This window comes from Streptomyces similanensis (assembly GCF_039543625.1).
Lineage (GTDB): Bacteria > Actinomycetota > Actinomycetes > Streptomycetales > Streptomycetaceae > Streptomyces > Streptomyces similanensis.
The window spans coordinates 242,395-258,714 of the sequence record NZ_BAABKC010000011.1 but is presented as its reverse complement, the minus strand read 5'-3'; the positions used below and the strand labels follow the sequence as shown (position 1 = coordinate 258,714).

At 74.8% G+C, this 16,320-nt stretch carries 12 protein-coding genes and 1 pseudogene; 6 read left to right on the top strand and 7 right to left on the bottom strand.

Annotated elements, in window-relative coordinates; genetic code table 11:
* Window positions 1-7 precede the first annotated feature (7 nt).
* Entirely contained in the window at window positions 8-1,762 is a 1,755-nt protein-coding gene (treZ, locus tag ABEB07_RS04440) for a malto-oligosyltrehalose trehalohydrolase (RefSeq protein WP_345667098.1), read from the top strand.
* A gap of 48 nt (window positions 1,763-1,810) precedes the next feature.
* Here treZ and ABEB07_RS04435 read toward each other — a convergent pair whose 3' ends face one another.
* From ABEB07_RS04435 to ABEB07_RS04415, 5 genes are all read right to left on the bottom strand, one after another.
* Entirely contained in the window at window positions 1,811-2,761 is a 951-nt protein-coding gene (locus ABEB07_RS04435) for a phosphotransferase family protein (RefSeq protein WP_345667097.1), read from the bottom strand.
* Window positions 2,762-2,814: 53 nt separating this feature from the next.
* Window positions 2,815-3,942, bottom strand: coding sequence for an aminopeptidase P family protein (locus tag ABEB07_RS04430; protein WP_345667096.1), 1,128 nt, complete (start codon window positions 3,940-3,942; stop codon window positions 2,815-2,817).
* Window positions 3,943-4,116: 174 nt separating this feature from the next.
* The gene (locus ABEB07_RS04425; RefSeq protein WP_345667095.1) at window positions 4,117-4,497 is read right to left on the bottom strand and encodes a hypothetical protein; all 381 of its coding nucleotides are present in this window, start codon (window positions 4,495-4,497) and stop codon (window positions 4,117-4,119) included.
* A 43-nt stretch (window positions 4,498-4,540) separates the two neighbouring features.
* Window positions 4,541-6,814, bottom strand: a complete 2,274-nt coding sequence (gene cyc2, locus ABEB07_RS04420) for a germacradienol/geosmin synthase Cyc2 (RefSeq protein ID WP_345667094.1) — start codon at window positions 6,812-6,814, stop codon at window positions 4,541-4,543.
* Between the two features lie 190 nt (window positions 6,815-7,004).
* The gene (locus ABEB07_RS04415; protein ID WP_345667093.1) at window positions 7,005-7,652 is read right to left on the bottom strand and encodes a ScbR family autoregulator-binding transcription factor; all 648 of its coding nucleotides are present in this window, start codon (window positions 7,650-7,652) and stop codon (window positions 7,005-7,007) included.
* Window positions 7,653-8,039: 387 nt separating this feature from the next.
* On the opposite strand from ABEB07_RS04415, the gene ABEB07_RS04410 reads away from it, so the two are divergent.
* A complete protein-coding gene (locus ABEB07_RS04410; protein WP_345667091.1) occupies window positions 8,040-8,495 on the top strand; it encodes a tellurite resistance TerB family protein in 456 nt (151 codons plus the stop codon).
* A gap of 75 nt (window positions 8,496-8,570) precedes the next feature.
* On the opposite strand, the gene ABEB07_RS04405 is transcribed toward ABEB07_RS04410, so the two are convergent.
* A complete protein-coding gene (locus tag ABEB07_RS04405; protein WP_425588948.1) occupies window positions 8,571-10,397 on the bottom strand; it encodes an aromatic amino acid ammonia-lyase in 1,827 nt (608 codons plus the stop codon).
* A 29-nt stretch (window positions 10,398-10,426) separates the two neighbouring features.
* A complete protein-coding gene (locus tag ABEB07_RS04400) occupies window positions 10,427-11,362 on the bottom strand; it encodes an ABC transporter substrate-binding protein (RefSeq protein ID WP_425588947.1) in 936 nt (311 codons plus the stop codon).
* A 371-nt stretch (window positions 11,363-11,733) separates the two neighbouring features.
* Between ABEB07_RS04400 and ABEB07_RS04395 the strand changes: the two genes are divergently transcribed.
* The 4 genes and pseudogenes from ABEB07_RS04395 (at window position 11,734) to ABEB07_RS04380 (ending at window position 16,310) form a co-directional block, all read left to right on the top strand.
* Window positions 11,734-14,808: an ATP-binding protein gene (locus tag ABEB07_RS04395; protein ID WP_345667089.1), complete on the top strand. Its 3,075-nt coding sequence runs from the start codon at window positions 11,734-11,736 to the stop codon at window positions 14,806-14,808.
* The gene (locus tag ABEB07_RS04390; protein ID WP_345667088.1) at window positions 14,789-15,265 is read left to right on the top strand and encodes a roadblock/LC7 domain-containing protein; all 477 of its coding nucleotides are present in this window, start codon (window positions 14,789-14,791) and stop codon (window positions 15,263-15,265) included. The genes ABEB07_RS04395 and ABEB07_RS04390 overlap by 20 nt, the downstream gene beginning before the upstream one ends.
* Before the next feature lie 35 nt (window positions 15,266-15,300).
* Window positions 15,301-15,715, top strand: a pseudogene (locus ABEB07_RS04385) (DUF742 domain-containing protein); the annotation flags it as partial.
* A complete protein-coding gene (locus ABEB07_RS04380; RefSeq protein WP_176150950.1) occupies window positions 15,705-16,310 on the top strand; it encodes a GTP-binding protein in 606 nt (201 codons plus the stop codon). The pseudogene ABEB07_RS04385 and the gene ABEB07_RS04380, both read left to right, overlap by 11 nt.
* The last annotated feature ends 10 nt before the right edge of the window (window positions 16,311-16,320 follow it).

Below are 16,320 nucleotides of genomic sequence, written 5' to 3'. Positions count from 1 at the left end.
ACCGTCCGTGCAGTTCGAGGTGTGGGCACCGCAGGCCGGCCAAGTGACGCTCCAGTGCGACGGCGCCACGCGCGCGTTGGCGCGCGATCCGGACCGCGCGGGCTGGTGGTCCGGCGAGGCGGAGGGGCGGGACGGCTCGCGGTACGGGTTCGCGCTGGACGGCGGCGCGCCGCTGCCCGACCCGCGCTCGCGGCGGCAGCCGGACGGCCCGGACGGGCTCAGCGCCGTCGTCGACCAGGCGCGCTACGCGTGGCGCACCGACGAGTGGGCCGGGCGCGCGCTGCCGGGCGCGGTGCTCTACGAGCTGCACGTGGGCACGTACACGCCCGAGGGCACCTTCGACGCGGCGGCCGCACGCCTCGAACACCTGGTGGAACTGGGCGTCACCCACGTGGAGTTGATGCCCGTGTGCCCCTTCCCCGGCACGAACGGCTGGGGGTACGACGGGGTCTCGCTGTGGGCGGTGCACGAGCCGTACGGCGGCCCGGAGGGCCTGAAGCGGTTCGTGGACCGGGCGCACGAGCTGGGCCTGGGCGTGGTGCTGGACGTGGTGCACAACCACCTGGGCCCCTCGGGCAACCACCTGCCGTCGTTCGGGCCGTACTTCACCGACACGCACCACACGCCGTGGGGCTCGGCCGTCAACCTGGACGCGCCCGGCTCGGACGAGGTGCGCGACTTCCTGGTCGGCAGCGCGCTGGCCTGGCTGCGCGACTACCGGATCGACGGGCTGCGCCTGGACGCGGTGCACGCGCTGGTGGACACCCGCGCCTGCCACTTCCTGGAGGAGCTGTCCGGGGCGGTGGACGCGCTCGCCGCGAGCCTGGGCCGGCCGCTGTTCCTGATCGCCGAGTCCGACCTGAACGACCCCCGGCTGGTCACCGCGCGCGCCGAGGGCGGCCTCGGTCTGCACGCCCAGTGGAACGACGACTTCCACCACGCCCTGCACACCGCCCTGACCGGCGAGGCCCAGGGCTACTACGCCGACTTCGCGCGGGCCCCGCTCGCCGCCCTCGCCAAGACGCTGACCGGCGGCTACTTCCACGACGGCACCTACTCCAGCTTCCGGGGGCGGCGGCACGGCCGGCCGCTGGACCGCGGCCGGGTGGCCGGGCACCGGCTGCTCGGCTACAGCCAGACCCACGACCAGATCGGCAACCGGGCCCAGGGCGACCGGCTGTCCATGCTGCTCGCGGACTCTCCCGGCCTGCTGGCCTGCGCGGCGGCGCTGACGCTGACGGCGCCGTTCACGCCGATGCTGTTCATGGGCGAGGAGTGGGCGGCCGGCACGCCGTGGCAGTACTTCACCGACCACACCGATCCGGAGCTGGCCGAGGCGGTGCGCCGGGGCCGGCGGCGGGAGTTCGCCGCGCACGGCTGGGCCGAGGAGGACGTGCCCGATCCGCAGGACCCGGCCACCCGCGACCGCTCCTGCCTGGACTGGGGCGAGCCGGGGCGCGAGCCGCACGCGCGGGTGCTGGACTGGTACCGGCGGCTGACCGCGCTGCGGCGCGAGCAGCCCGACCTCACCGACCCCGACCTCGCGGACACGAAGGCCGCCCACGACGAGGAGGGCCGCTGGCTGGCGTTCCGGCGCGGTGACGTGCGGGTGGCGGTGAACCTCGGCGAGGAACCGGCCGCGATCCCGCTGGGCTCCCACCCGGTCCGGGTGCTGGCCGCGTGGGAGCCGGTGGCGCCGCCCGGCCCGGACGGGGTGCTGCACGTCCCCGGCCACTCGTGCGTGGTGCTGCTCCAGGGCTGAGGCGGCGGCTCGTGCCCGGCGCCCCGCGGTCCGGTGGCCGCGGGGCGGCTACGGCTCCTCGTCCGCGCCGTCGGCGGCCTCGTCGCGCAGCTCCGTCACCCGTTCCAGCAGGATCGCCTCCCAGGCGTGCCGCAGCTCGGCGCGCAGCACCGGGAGCGGGGCGTCGCCGCGGCCTTCGAGGCGTTGGGCGAGGCGGATCACGGCGTCGCAGCGGGCCAGCCACAGGCCGCGCAGACAGGGGCGGGCGCCGTAGCCGGCCAGGGTGGCGGCGCGCACCGCGGCGGGGGAACGGACGGCGCGGGCGAGGGAGGCGATGTCCTCGGCCGGGTCGCCGATCACCGCGTCGCCCCAGCCGAGCACGGCGCGCACCCGGCCGTCGGCGCCGACCACCAGGTGATCGGCGCTGAGCGCGCGGTGGACGAGGACCGCCGTGTTCGGCTGGGCGGCGAGCTGGGCCGCGGCGGGGCCGGTGAGCTGGGCCATCCGCGCGGGATCGAACTCGTCGGCCGCGCCGAGCTGTTCGGCTCCGTGCGCGGCCATCCGGCGCAGCGCCTCCAGGGAGCGGGGCGCGGTGCGCGGCACGCCGAGCGTCCCGGCCTGCCGCGGCGGCACCTCGCGCAGCCCGGCGAGCAGTCCGGCCAGGTCGTCCTCGCCCAGCGCGGAGACCTGCCGGCCGGCCGTGCCGCCGGCGATCCTCGTGTCCAGCGTGTACGTCAGTCCGGGCGCCCACTCGCCGTGCGCGACGCTGACGGGCGCCGCCACCGGCAGGTGCGGGCGGGCCAGGTCGCGCAGCCGCAGCTCGCGCAGCCGGCGTACGGATGCCTCGCGGTCGGGGGCCAGGCGCAGCACATGGCGGTCGCCGACCCACCAGGTCCAGGGTCCGCCGTCCTCGGCGGCGGGCCGGACGTCGGGGCCCGCCGCGGTGTCCGCGCCGTCGCGGAGGAGGGTGCGGACCAGTCGGCGGACGCTGTCCGCGGTGGGTGTCGGTGCCTGGGTCATCGTCGCGCCGTGTCGTCCGGGGGCGGGTGGCGGGTCGGGGCGGGCCTGGCCGGTCAGTCCACCGTGACCAGCTCGCGGGTGGTGTCGTTGAGGCGGCGCCCGCCGTCCTCGGTGACGGTCACGATGTCCTCGATGCGCACCCCGAAGCGGCCGGGCAGGTAGACGCCGGGTTCGACGGAGAAGCACATGCCGGGCACGAGGGCCTGCTCCTCGCCCTCGATCATGTACGGCGGCTCGTGCGTGGTGACGCCGATGCCGTGACCGGTGCGATGGATGAAGTACTCGCCGTACCCGGCGTCCCTGATGACCGCGCGGGCGGCCCGGTCGACCTCCTGGCAGGCGACGCCGGGGCGTACGGCGCGGAAGCCGGCCTCCTGGGCCTCGCGCACGACGTCGTGCACGCGCCGCTCCTCGTCGGTGGGTTCGCCGACGTGGACGGTGCGGGTGGTGTCGGAGCCGTAGCCGTCCTTGAGGCCGCCGAAGTCGAGGACGACCATGTCGCCGCGCTCGATGACGCGGTCGCCCATCTCGTGGTGCGGGTTGGCGCCGTTGGGGCCGGAGCCGACGATGGTGAAGTCGACCTGGGAGTGTCCGAACCGGCGCAGCAGCCGGGCCAGTTCGGCGCCGATCTCGGACTCGCGGCGGCCGCTGAAGGTGACGTCGCGGATCTCCTCGAACGTCGCGTCGGCGGCAGCGGCGGCGGCCGCCATCAGTTCCAGTTCGGCCGCGTCCTTGACGGCGCGCAGCATCGGCAGGGCCGTGGTGAGGGAGGCGTAGGCGGCGTCGGGCAGGGTCTGCTGGAGACCGAGCAGGTGCAGGGCCCAGGCGTTGTCGCTGACGCCGAACCGGCCCCGGTGCTCCAGGAGCGCGGCGGTGAGGGCGTAGGGGTCCTTGCCGTCGGTCCAGTCGCGCAGGGCCAGCGCGGGGGCGCCGGGGGCCTGGGCGGCGTCCGGGGCCTCCAGGGCGGGGACGACGAGGACGGGGTCCTGGCCGGGGACGAGGACGAGCAGGGTGAGCCGTTCGGTGACGGCGGTGGGCGCGTAGCCGGTGAGCCAGACCATGTCCGGTCCGGGGGCCACCAGCAGGCCGGCGAGTCCGGCGTCGGCGGCGGCCCGGGTGGCGCGGGCCATCCGGGCCCGGTAGTCGTCGGCGGCGAAGGGCGCGGGCGCGGTGCCGGTCATCCAGGTCTCCCTGTGCGGTCGGGCGTGCGGTGCGGGGCTACGGGCAGCATCCTGCCCGCCCGCACCGGGCCGCGCGAGCCGATCGGCCGCACTCGTCGGCGGCGCACGCCGGTCCCGGTCGGCCGGGCGCGCACGCGGCCAGTGGTTCTCACGACCATGGTAGGAGGCGGGGCCTCACCGAGGGACACGACCGACGCCCGACGGAGACCGTCCGGTGGCCGACGGAGACCGTCCGGTGGCCGACGGGGCGGGTGGGGACGGTTTGGGGCTCGCCCGGCCGGGTCCGGTGGGCACGGTGCCGGGGGCGGGCGTCTGCCGGGGCGGCGGGTGCCCGGCCGTCCGGGTCAGGGCGATCACCGTGCCGCCCACCGTGCCGAGGCCGATCCCCGCCAGGAGGAGGACCAGGGCGGCCAGCAGGACGTAGGCGACGGCCACCGGACGGCGGCCGCGCCGGGGCGCGGGGGCGGCCGGACGGCGGTCCGGGCCGCCCGGGCCGCCACCGCCGCCCGGCTCCTGGCCGGGCATGGGCTTGGGACGCAACGCGGTGTGTTCCATCGGGTCTCCTCCGGCCGGTGCCGCTCCCCAGGTCGCGTGCGGGTCAGCCGACCGGCAAGGCGGGGGCCGGCGGGTGGACGGGCAGCCGGAAGGCCGGCGGGCCGGCCGGACCGGCCGGGGCCGGGGAACGGTCGGGCGGCGCAGGGGACAAGGGGTGGCGGGGTGAGACGGCCGGGGCCGGGGGGTGGTCGGGCAGGAAGGCGTGGGCGCGGCGGGACAGCCACTCGTCCTTGTAGCGGTCCACCGTCCGGTGCCAGTTGAGGATGCCGGCCATCCAGTTCTGGAGGTCGCGGACATAGCCGTCCACGGCCGCGCGCGACTCCCTCGACAGCCGGAAGTCGTCCTGGACGAGGGGCAGTTCGTGGGCGAGGACGTGCTCGAACTGGCGCATGCGCTGGGTCAGCAGGTCGTGGACGACGGCGAGCGCGGCCGGGTAGTCGATGCCGAAGAAGTGCTGCACGACGAGGATCGCGTTGTGCATCTCGCCCTCGTACTCGATCTCCTTCTGGTACGAGAAGACGTCGTTGAGCAGGCAGGCGTAGTCGATGGCCGCGTTCTCCAGCGAGCGGACCGGGCCGGAGCGGTAGACCTCGGGCGGGATCGCCGGGCCGTAGCCCGTCCGGCACAGGCTCAGGGTGAGGTCGGAGCCGAAGGTGGCGCGCCGCATCTCCAGGTAGTCGACGGGGTCGGGGATCCGGTTCTGCACCTGGTTGGCCAGCTCCCACACCCAGCTCTCGGTCATCGAGTCGACGGCCTGCTTCAGGGCGCGGCGCTCGTCGGCGGTCATCCGGGCGGTGGTGCGCGCCCACAGGTCGCTCAGCGCGCGCTCCATCGCGTCGCGGGGCGCGATCGCCGTCTCCCCGTCGACGGGCATGCACGCGGACAGGCGGGCCGTGGTCAGCCGCGCGGCGGCCAGGTCGCGGCGGTGGCCGTGGACCAGCGGGTAGTAGTCGTCGCCGTAGGTGCCGAAGGCGAGCCACTGGGCGCTCAGGTCGAGGGCTTCGGGGGTGGCGTCCGGGTCGAGTCCGGCGGAGCACAGGGCGAGGTCGTAGGCGGCGAGCTTGTCCTCGTCCCAGACGCCCTCCGCGAGGATGCCCGTGCGCCGGCACCAGTCGAGCAGGGTGCCGCGGGTGCGGTCCAGGTGGGGGCTGAGGGCCAGCGGGTAGGGCATGGGGAAGTCGGGCAGGAGCGAGGGGCCGACCTTCCGGTACGGCACGTGGGTGTGGGCGCGCAGCCGCTCGGCGCCGGCCGCCGCGAGCAGCGCGCCGACGTCGGCGGCGGAGGCGCCCGGTCCGGTGGGGCGCTGCCAGGGGCTGTCCGAGCGGGCGTTCCGGTTCATGTACCGGCTGGAGCGCAGGTGCCATTCGTGCCCACCGGACTGCCAGTCCTGGAGGCCCTTGGTGTACGCCGCGACGGCCGCGAGCTGGTCCGGTGCGAGGCCGTGCTCCACGGCGAGGGCGGGCACCTCGGTGAGCGCGGTGTGCTCGAACTGGTGCAGCCGGGAGGTCAGGACGTCGTTGACGGTGTCGGCGGCCTCCTGCGTGGTGCAGCCGAAGAAGGTCTCCAGGACGAGCACGCCGTTGCTCAGCTCGCCCTCGTCCTCCACCTCGCGCTGGTAGGAGAACAGGTCGTTGCGCAGGTGCACGGCGTCGGAGAACGTCTCCATCAGCACCCTCAGCGGCCTCGACCCGGCGACGACGGCGGGCACCTCGGCGGTCGCGTACTCCACCAGCCCCGCCGACCAGGGGGCGCCGCCGACCTTGCGGCGCATCTCGATGTACTCGACGGGGTTGGCGATCCGCCCCTCGTTGATGTTGGACAGCTCCCACAGGGACTCGTTCAGCAGGTGCTCGGTGGCCAGCGCGAACCGGCGCCGCCAGTCCTCGGTCATGGACGGCACGGTGCGCGCCCACAGGTCCGCGAGGCCCGCCTCGACCGGGTTGTGCGGCTCGGGGACGGGGGTGGCGAGGTCGAGCGGCATGAACAGGGGCAGGCGGTCCAGGTACGCCTTGCCGCCGGCGCGGTCCTGGCCGCGTTTGAAGGTCTCCAGGAAGTGGTCGTCGAAGAAAAAGACCCACACGTACCAGTCGGTGATGAGGGAGAGCGCGGGGCCGTCGCAGTCGGGGTGGGTGTAGGCACACAGCAGTCCGTAGTCGTGCGCGTCGAGGTCGGCCCGCTCCCAGATGCCGGAGCCCTCCAGCATGCCCATCTCGCGGGCCCACGCGGCGCAGTGCGTACGCGCCTCGTCGAGGTGCGGGTTCAGCCGCGCGGGATACGGCATGTAGAAGTGCGGGAGTTCGAAGGGCTGCTGCGTCATGGCCCGGCCCTACCCGGGGCACTCCGGCCCCATCCGCTCGGCCCCGCGTGATCACACCATCGCGTGAATCACGGCGAAACGGGTGGTCGGCGGAAGCGGTGACGGCGGATACGGCGGGCGGCGGACGCGGCGAACGGCGGATACGGCGGGCGGCGGACGCGGCGAACGGCGGACGCGGCGGCTCGTCGGGTCACCCGGCCCGGGCCTCGCGGGCCAGTTGGGCCGCCAGGCTCAGATAGCGGGGCCGCCGGGGCACCGGGACCAGGCCGCGGATCATGAGGTGCCACATCTCGGTGAGGCGGCGCGGCAGTCGGGCCACCGGTTCCAGGGGCCGGCAGGCGAGCCGGACGCCGACGAAGAAGGAGACCAGGGAGTGCGCGGTGGCGTGCACGTCGATGTCCGGGTGCACGTCGGCCTCCCGGACCGCGCCCACGAGCTTGCGGGTGACGAGGTCCAGCCACTCGGTGAACGGGTGCCGCAGCGGCGGCCGCACGCCCACTCCCCCGGTGACGAGCCGGAGTTCGGCGCGGGCGATCGGGTTCTCCACGGAGAGCCGGGTGAGCGCGAAGGTGATGCGCATCAGGGCCTCCAGCGACGGGCAGCCGCGCCCGTCCACCTCGCGCACCGTCTGGCGCGCGGCCCGCGACTGCGCCTCCATGATCGCGTGGGCCAGGTCTTCCTTGGCCGCGAAGTGGAAGTACAGGGCGCCCTTGGTCACCCGCGCGTGCTCGGCGATGTCGCCGAGGCTGGTGCGTTCGTAGCCGTGCCGGTCGAACAGGTCGGCCGCCGCGGTGATGATGGTCCTGCGCGTCTGCTCGGCGCGTAACTGCCTCGGCATGGACAGAGCACTCCAGGGTGGTGACGCACGGGCGTGCAGTTCGTTTGCTGCATACACACGATAGCCCACCGCGCGCGACTCCCGACAAGTGCGCCGATATGGCTAGTTGATCCTTCGATGACCTCGTCCGTCGCGTCCCGTCGGCCACGCCGGCCGATCACCGCGCAGTGCCACGCGCGGTCGTGGCGTTTGCACTGCGAACACTCGGAAGCGGACGGGAGCGGCGGCGCGCCGCCCGGCGGGGCGGGGGCGGCGGCGGTCCGGTGCGCGGCCCAGGAACTTTTCCGCGACGCCGCCAGTTTCTACGTTGCTGTAGAAGCAAACCGGAATACGCACCGCCCCCGTACGGCCCGTGCCGTGCGGACTGACACGACATTTGGAGAGCACATGGCCCTGTGGGACCGCATCAAGGACTCCGCGACGCAGATGCAGACCCAGCTGGCGGCGAAGAAGAACGACCTCAAGAGCGGCGCGTTCCGCGACGCGAGCATGGCCATGTGCGCGCTCGTGGCCGCCGCCGACGGCACCGTGGACCCGTCGGAGCGCCAGCGCGTCGCCCAGCTCATCGCCACCAACGAGGTGCTGCAGAACTTCCCCGCGGACGATCTGCGCCGCCGCTTCGAGGACAACCTGAACAAGCTGACCGCCGACTTCGCCTTCGGCAAGGTGAGCGTGCTCCAGGAGATCGCCAAGGCCAAGAAGAAGCCGGCCGAGGCCCGGGCCGTCGTCCAGATCGGCATCGTCATCGGCGGCGCGGACGGCGACTTCGACAAGACCGAGCAGGCCGTGGTCCGCGAGGCCTGCTACGCGCTGGACCTGCCGCCGCACGAGTTCGACCTCTGAGGCGCGGCCGCCGCGCAGGATCCCCGTCCGGCCGCCTCTCGTGGCCGGCCGGACGGGGACCGACGGCCGGACGGCTCAGGTCTCGGCCAGGGTGCGCAGCAGTTCGGTCGCGGCCGTCACGTCCGCCGTCAGCGGGCGGTCCTCCGCGCCGCTGGGCAGCGCCGCGTCCGCGACGGTGAACGCCGAGACCGCCGGCGGGTCCGGACGCAGCCGCAACGCCCGTACGGCGGTGACCAGTTCGCAGGCCAGTACGGTGCCGTAGGCGGCCACCGCGCGCAGCGTCTGCCGGGCCGCCTGGGAGGCGAAGCTGGCCGCCTCCTCCAGACCCTGGGAGAGCACCGCGTGTCCGGCCGAGGCGGGGGCGGCGCAGTGGCGCAGTTCGGCCAGGGCCGAGTGCGCGGTGTACTCCAGGATCATCGTGCCGGAGCTGCCGGCCGGTCCGGTGGCCAGGAAGGCGGGCAGGCCGGTGAGGTCGGGACGGCCGAGCGCGGTGAGCCGGGCGGCTGAGAGCTGGGCGGTCTGGAGCACGGCGAGGTTCAGGGCGTCCAGGGCGAGGCCGACCGGCGCCGCGTAGAAGCCGCCGTGGTGGTGGGCGGCGGTGCCGTCGGGAGCGATCAGCGGGTTCTCCGAGGGGCAGTTGACCTCCACCTCGACGACGCGGCGCAGTGCGGCGACGGCGTCGAGGGCGGGGCCGTGCGCCTGCGGGAAGGCCCGGAAGCCGAACGGGTCCTGGATCCGGCGGCCGGTGCCGGGCGGCCGGTCGGGCGCGCCGAGCAGCCGCCGCACCTCGGCCGCCGCGCGGGCCGCGCCGGGGTAAGGGCGCAGGGCGTGCACCTCGGCGGCGTACGCCTCCAGGGAGCCGGAGACGGCCGCGAGCGAGAGCGCCGCCACCGCGTGCGTGGCCCGCAGCAGTACGTCGAGGTCGTGGCAGCCGAGCGCGGCCTGGGCGAGGGTGAGCGCGTTGCTGCTGAGCAGTGCGAGCGCGTCGCCGGGCCGCGGTTCGACCGGGGCGGGCAGATCGGCGGAGGCGGGCAGGTCGGCGGGGACGGCACCGTGCTGGTCACGGTGCCAGGGGCGTTCGCCGATCAGGGTCAGGCCCGTCTGGGCGAGGGCGGTCAGGTCGCCGGTGCCGAGGCCGCCGTACTCGTTGACGGCGGGGTGGACGCCGAGGCGGAGCGCTTCGGTGAGGGCGGTGACGAAGGCGGGCTGGATGCCGGAGCCGCCGGCCAGCAGCTGGTTGGCGCGGACGGCGAGCATCGCGCGGATCTGCCGGACCGGGAGCACCGCGCCCGCGCCGCCCGCGTGGCTGCGCAGCAGCCGCAGCCCGTGTCCGGTCTCGTCCCGGGCGTCGACCGGCACCGAGCGGTGGGCGCCCACGCCGGTGCTCCGGCCGTACAGGCGGCCCGCCGCGGCGAGCCGGCCGGCCGCCCGCCAGGAGCGGTGCGCCCGCCGCCACGCCTCGGGCGGGACGGCGGGCGCGGCCATGGCGTCGGCGATGCGGACCAGGCCGGACAGCTCCAGTCCGCGGCCGTCCAGGTCGACCTGATCCGGGCCGCCGTCCGGCGCGACGCGGGCCGTCCCGGCATCCGGAGCGACGCCGGCGTCGCTGACGACCTGGGCGACGCGGACGCCACCGGGGGCCGGAGCGACGCGGGCGTCGCCCGCGGTCAGGGCGGTCTCGGCGGGGCCGGGGGCGCGGTCGCGGTCGGCGCCAGGGTCGCGGCGGGGTCCGGGGTCGCGCAGGACGTGGACGGTCCCGTCGCCCGGGACCACGTAGACGTCGCCGTGGTGCGGGACGGCCCGGGTGTCGCCGGGGGCGCGGACCGCCCCGCCGGGGGCGGCCGCGGGCCCCCGGTCCGCGCCCTCGGGTGCCCGGTCCGCGCCGTCGGCGGTCGTGTCCACGGGCCCGTCTCCGCTGTGCCGGTGGCGGGTCAGACGAGTCCGGCGGACTTCAGCCAGTCCTGGGCCACGTCCATCGGGTCCTTGTTCTGCTGCTGCACCTGGGTGTCCAGGTCCAGCAGGGTGGCCGTGTCCAGCTTGGCGGAGACCGCGTTGAGCGCCTCCACGCCCTTCTGGTCGAGCCCGCTCTTGTAGACGAGCGGCTGGACGTTCTCGAACCCGAAGAGGTTCTTCGGGTCCTGGAGGACGACGAACTTCTCCTTGGCGATGGTCGTGTCCGTGGTGAACAGGTCGGCGGCCTGCACGGTGTTCTTCTTCAGCGCCGCCTGGGTCAGCGGGCCGCCCGCGTCCAGCGCCTTGAAGGACTTGAACTCCACCCCGTACACCGACTTCAGGCCCGACAGACCCTGGTGCCGGGTCTGGAACTCCGGCGAGCCGCCGATGACCAGGTCCTTGGCGGCGTCCTTGAGATCGGCGATGGAGGACTTGTCGGTCAGGTGGTACTTCTTGGCCGTGTCGGCGTTGACCGTGACCGAGTCCTTGTCCTGCGCGGGCGCCGGATCCAGCAGCGTCAGCTTGGCGTCGAGCTTGGCGTTGATCGCGGCCGTGGTGGCGGCCACCGACTTCGGGGCGGCGTTCTTGTCCAGGTAGGCCAGCAGCGCGCCGTTGTACTCGGGCAGCACGGTGATCGAGCCGTTCTTCAGCAGCCCGTACGTGGTCTCGCGGCTGCCGATGTTGGGCTTGTAGGTGACCTTGACGCCCTTGGCCTTGAGGGCCTCGCCGTAGATGTCGGCGAGCAGGATGCTCTCGGCGAAGTTGTTGGAACCGACGACGACGCTGTCACCGCTCGCCTTGCCGCCGCCCTTGAGCGGGTCGCTGCCGGAATCGCCGTCGGAGGACGACGAACACCCGGCGACCAGTGCCGCGGTGGCGGCGAGTGCGACGGCGATCGCGCCGGTGTGCCTCATGCTGGACCTGGTGTTCTTCGCGTAAGAAGTCACAATTCCCGTTCCGGGCTCGTAAGTTGGTGAGGGCATGGCGATGGCGGGGCCGCGCGGCATGCGGGATGCCGCACCCTACTGATCCAATCCAGCCGGTTCTCGGTCAGTCAAGGGCCGCCGGGTCACCGATTGGCTTCGATCCCCGGCGAGTTGTGAAGCGCGGGAGGAGGCTTCGTAACCCATTCTTGACATGGGACGAGTCGGGGGCGGTCGCCGGAACGGTTAGATTTCACGGGAGTCGACGTCGGTCACAGCGGTGCGCACGGGCCGCTTCGGTGTCCACGGGCGTCATTCCGTCACGACCGTCCCGGGTGGAGACACCCTTCGAAGGAGGCCCGGTGTCCACGAGCCAGGTGGACGCGCCCGACCGGCCGGCCTCACCGCCCGCGCCGTCCGGCGGCCGCGGCATCCGGCGCTTCGCCGACCGGTGGCCCTTCCGGCACAAGCTCAACGTCCTGGTCGGGGTGCCGCTCGCTGTGGTGGCCCTGCTGCTCGCCTACCTCATCACCGACCAGGTGGGCCAGGCCAGGGACGCCGCCGCCGCGGCGCAGCTGGTGCGCGACAGCGCTCAGGTGGCGGCCCTGGTGGACCGGGTGGAGGCCGAGCACCAGCAGGCCGTGCTGCTCTCCGTGCGCTACGAGGCCGCGGGCGCCGGCGGCCGCCCCTCGCCCGCCGCCTACCGCAAGGCGCAGGCCGCCGTGAACGCCCAGGTCGCCGTCGTACGGCGGACGTTCGGCGGCCGGCTGCCGGACACCGAGGCGCAGGCCCTGAAGGAGATCGAGGGCCTGAGCAGCCTGCGCGACACGATCGAGCAGAACTACCTGCCCGCCGACAACATCGACCCGGCCTACACCGGCGCCGCCCGGACCCTCATCGACGGCCTCGGCCTCGACCGCAACGCGGCCTTCGCGGCCACCTTCACCGGCAACCTGCTGGACTCCCTGCTGCGCGCCGACGCCGCCCACAGCTCCTTCGAGACCAGCGTCTTCTCGGCGACGACCGGTGACACCAACGCGCTCATCGAGTTCACCGCGGCGGTCGGCGCCTACGACCTGTACCTCTACCAGGCCGACCGCTTCGCCCGGTTCGCCACCGCGCCGCAGGCCGACCGGCTCGCGGAGATGGAGCACAGCCCCGCGCAGCGCGAGATCGCCGAGGCGTACGCCGGACTCCAGATCGACCCCAGCGCCTTGCAGGCCAACAGCCCGCAGGAGGTGCGGCGCACCTTCCAGGACGCGCTGGCCGACTACCCCGCCTACCCCGAACAGGCCGCCAACCGGCTGGAGATCGCCTCCTCGCTGATCGACGAGATCGCCGACTCGGCCGCCGACGCCTCCTCCGACGCCTGGTGGCGGGCGGCCGCGCTGCTGGCCTCGGCCCTGCTCGGCTTCCTGCTGTGGCTCGCCTTCTCGGTCGCCGTACGCCGCTCGGTCATCCGGCCCGTGCAGGCGCTCACCGGGGCGGCGCAGGAGGTCTCCGCCGCCACCGGCCGGGAGCTGTCCCGGGTGGCCGACGACGACGCCGACGACGCGGGGCCGCCCCGGCTGCGGGACGTGCCGGTCACCGCGCGCGACGAGATCGGCGACCTCGCCGAGGCGTTCAACCAGGTGCAGACCACGGCCGCCGCGCTGCTGGAACGGCAGGTGCTCAGCCGCCGCAACATCGGGGAGATGTTCGGCAACGTCGGCCGCCGCGTCAGCAACCTGACGACACGTCAGCTCGCGTTGATCGACGCGGTGGAGCGCGGCGAGACCGATCCCGCGCTGCTCGAACGCCTCTACTCCATCGACCACATCGCCGTCCGGCTGCGCCGCAACGCCGACAGCCTGATGCTGCTGGCCGGCATCCGCGAGACGGTCCTGGACGCCGGACCCACCGCGCTCACCAACGTGGTGCGCGCCGCGCTCGGCCAGATCGAGGGCTACCAGCGGGTGCGGCTGTACGCCGAGACCGAGGTCATGGTGGCGCCGGACATCATCGGCGACCTCACCCTGATGGTGGCCGAACTCCTGGAGAACGCCGTGTCGTTCTCGCCGGAGGGGAGCACCGTCGAGGTCAGTGTGCGGTACGGCGGCGAGGGCGCGTCGATCGCGATCGCCGATCACGGTCTGGGGATGAGCGCCGAGCGGCTGGCCGAGGAGAACGCCCGGCTGATCCGGCGCGAGCGGCTCGACGTGGTGCCGACGAAGGTGCTCGGCCTGTTCGTGGTCGGCGCGCTCGCCCGGCGCTGGGAGGTCGGCGTCACCCTGTCCCGTACGCCGGGCGGCGGCGTGACGGCCGAGGCGCTGATCCCCTCCTCGCTGCTGCTGACCATGAGCGCGGTGGACGCCGCCGGGCCGGCCGTACGGCAGCGGGCCGGCGGGCAGGACACCGCGACACGGCCCGCCGCCGACCCCGCCGACCGGCGCGCGCCCGGCTCCGCCGAGAGCACCACCGCGCAGCGGCTCACGCCGGATCCGGCGAGCTCCGGCACGCCCACGCCGAGCCGCGCCACCGCCGAGGCGGCCGCCCCGAACCCGGCCGGGCCGCACGCGCCCGCGCCGCGCCCGGGCACGCCCACCACTGCCACCTCCACCCCTGCCGTACCCGGCTCGGCCGGCCGCGCACCGGCCGCGCCGCACCCGACCGCAGCGACCCCAGACGCACCCGCCACGGCCGCGGCCGCACCCGGCTCGGCCGACCGGACCCCGGTCGGGCCGCGCCCGACCGCAGCGCGCCCGGGCACACCCACCACTGCCGCCACGAACCCGACCGTGCCCGGCCCAGCCGACCGCACCCCAGCCGTACCCGGCTCGGCCGACCGAACTCCCGCCGCGCCGCTCGTCGCCGGGGCGTCCGAGCACGCCCGGGCCGGTGACGGGGACGAGCCGGCCCGGCCGCTCCCCCGCCGGGTGCCCCGGCGCGAGACCGCGTCGGAGGAGGACGGCTCGGCCGGGCCGCTCCCGTTCATCCCCCGCGCCCGTACGGAGTCGGCCCCCGCCGGAAGCACCCCACCGGCCACCCCCGGCACCCCTCCCCCGGCCACCACCGGCACCGCGCCTTCGGCCACCCCCGGCACCCCTCCCCCAGCCGCTCCCGGCACCGCCCCCTCGGCCACGGTCGGCGACACCCCCGGCGCCGGGGACGGCGGCTCACGGCCGCTCCGTCGGCGCGTGCGCGGCGCCACCCTGCGGACGGCCGCCGACGGCGCGGCCGCGCCGTCGCGCGAACCCGCCCCGCAGGCCGACGCCGACGCCGTACGGTCCGCGCTGGAGGAGTTCGAGGCCGCCGTGGAGCGCGCCCACCGCGACACCGGCATGCACCCCCGCCCCGCGCTCCGCGACGACCCCGGCGCCGCCCCGGCGACGCCCCCCGCACGCAGTACCGCAACGACCTCCCGGAAGGAGCCGAGCAGTGAGCACGTCGACAGGTGACACGCCGCCGGAAGGCGCCACGCCGACCGAACTGCAGGCCGCCGCAGCAGACTTCACCTGGCTGCTCAACCGCTTCGCGACCGAGACCGCGGGCGTCGTCGACGCCATAGCGGTCTCCTCCGACGGACTGCTGATCGCCGTCTCGCAACTGCGCGAGCACGCCGACTCCGAGCGGCTGGCCGCCATCGTCTCCGGCATCACCAGCCTGGCCGCCGGGGCCTCCGGCAACTACCGCCTCGGCGCCCTCAACAAGGTCATCATCGACCTGGAGGGCGGCCACGTCCTGGTCTCCGCGATCGGCAGCGGCGCGGTCCTCGGCGTGGTCACCGACAAGGAGGCCAAGCTCGGCAACATCGCCTACGAGATGACGCTGTTCGCCAACCGCGCCGGCGCGGCGCTCAACCCGCAGCTGGTGCTCGAACTGAAGAACAGCGTCGGCGCGGCGGCCACGCGCTGACCGGCCGGAGCCGGTCGAGGAAGGAAGAGCGCCCCATGGCGGACGGCCCCGTGCCCCCGGGCCCCGACCCGGTGGGCCCCGCTCCCGCCGTGCGCCCGTTCCTGGTCACCGCCGGCCGGGTGGCGCCCACCGCGGCCGGCCGGCCGGTGCCGGTGGAGACCCAGGTGGTGGCGACCGCCGACGGTCTGGCGGCGCTGGACGGACTCTCCTTCGAACAGCACGACATCGTCTCCGCCTGCCGCCGCCCGCAGTCCATCGCGGAACTGGCGGCCCGGCTGCGGCTGCACCTGAACGTGGTGCGGATCCTCGCCGAGGACCTGCGCGCCACCGGGCATCTGACGGTGCACGTGCCCGACACCGGCGCCACCCACGACGCCTCCGTCCTGCGCAGGGTTATCGATGGCCTGCGGGCCATCCCCGACTCCCGGGGAGTTACTCCGTGACACCGACCGAACAACTCGTCCGCGGCGCCTCGGCGGCCGAGCAGTCCGCCGTACGCCCGCCGCTGCCGGTCAAGCTGGTGATCGCGGGCGGCTTCGGCGTCGGCAAGACCACCGCCGTCGGCGCCATCTCCGAGATCGAGCCGCTCACCACCGAGGCGGCCATCACCGAGGTCGCGGCGGGCGTGGACGACCTCAGCCACACCCCGCGCAAGACCACCACCACGGTGGCGATGGACTTCGGGTGCATCACCATCGACCCGACGCTGAAGCTGTACCTGTTCGGCACGCCCGGACAGGAGCGGTTCGGCTTCATGTGGGACGACATCGTGGAGGGCGCGGTCGGCGGGCTCGTCATCGTCGACACCCGGCGGCTGGACGACTGCTACGCGGCCGTCGACTACTTCGAGCACCGGGGCATCCCGTTCGCGGTGGCGCTCAACGCCTTCGACGGCCGTCTGGAGCACTCCCTGGAGGAGGTCCGCTGGGCGCTGGACGTGTCCGAGCACGTCCCGCTGCTCGTCTTCGACGCCCGCGAACGCGGCTCCGTACGCGACGCGCTGCTGGTCGTCCTGGAATCGGCGCTGGCCGCGAACGGCGGCTGACCGACCGCGG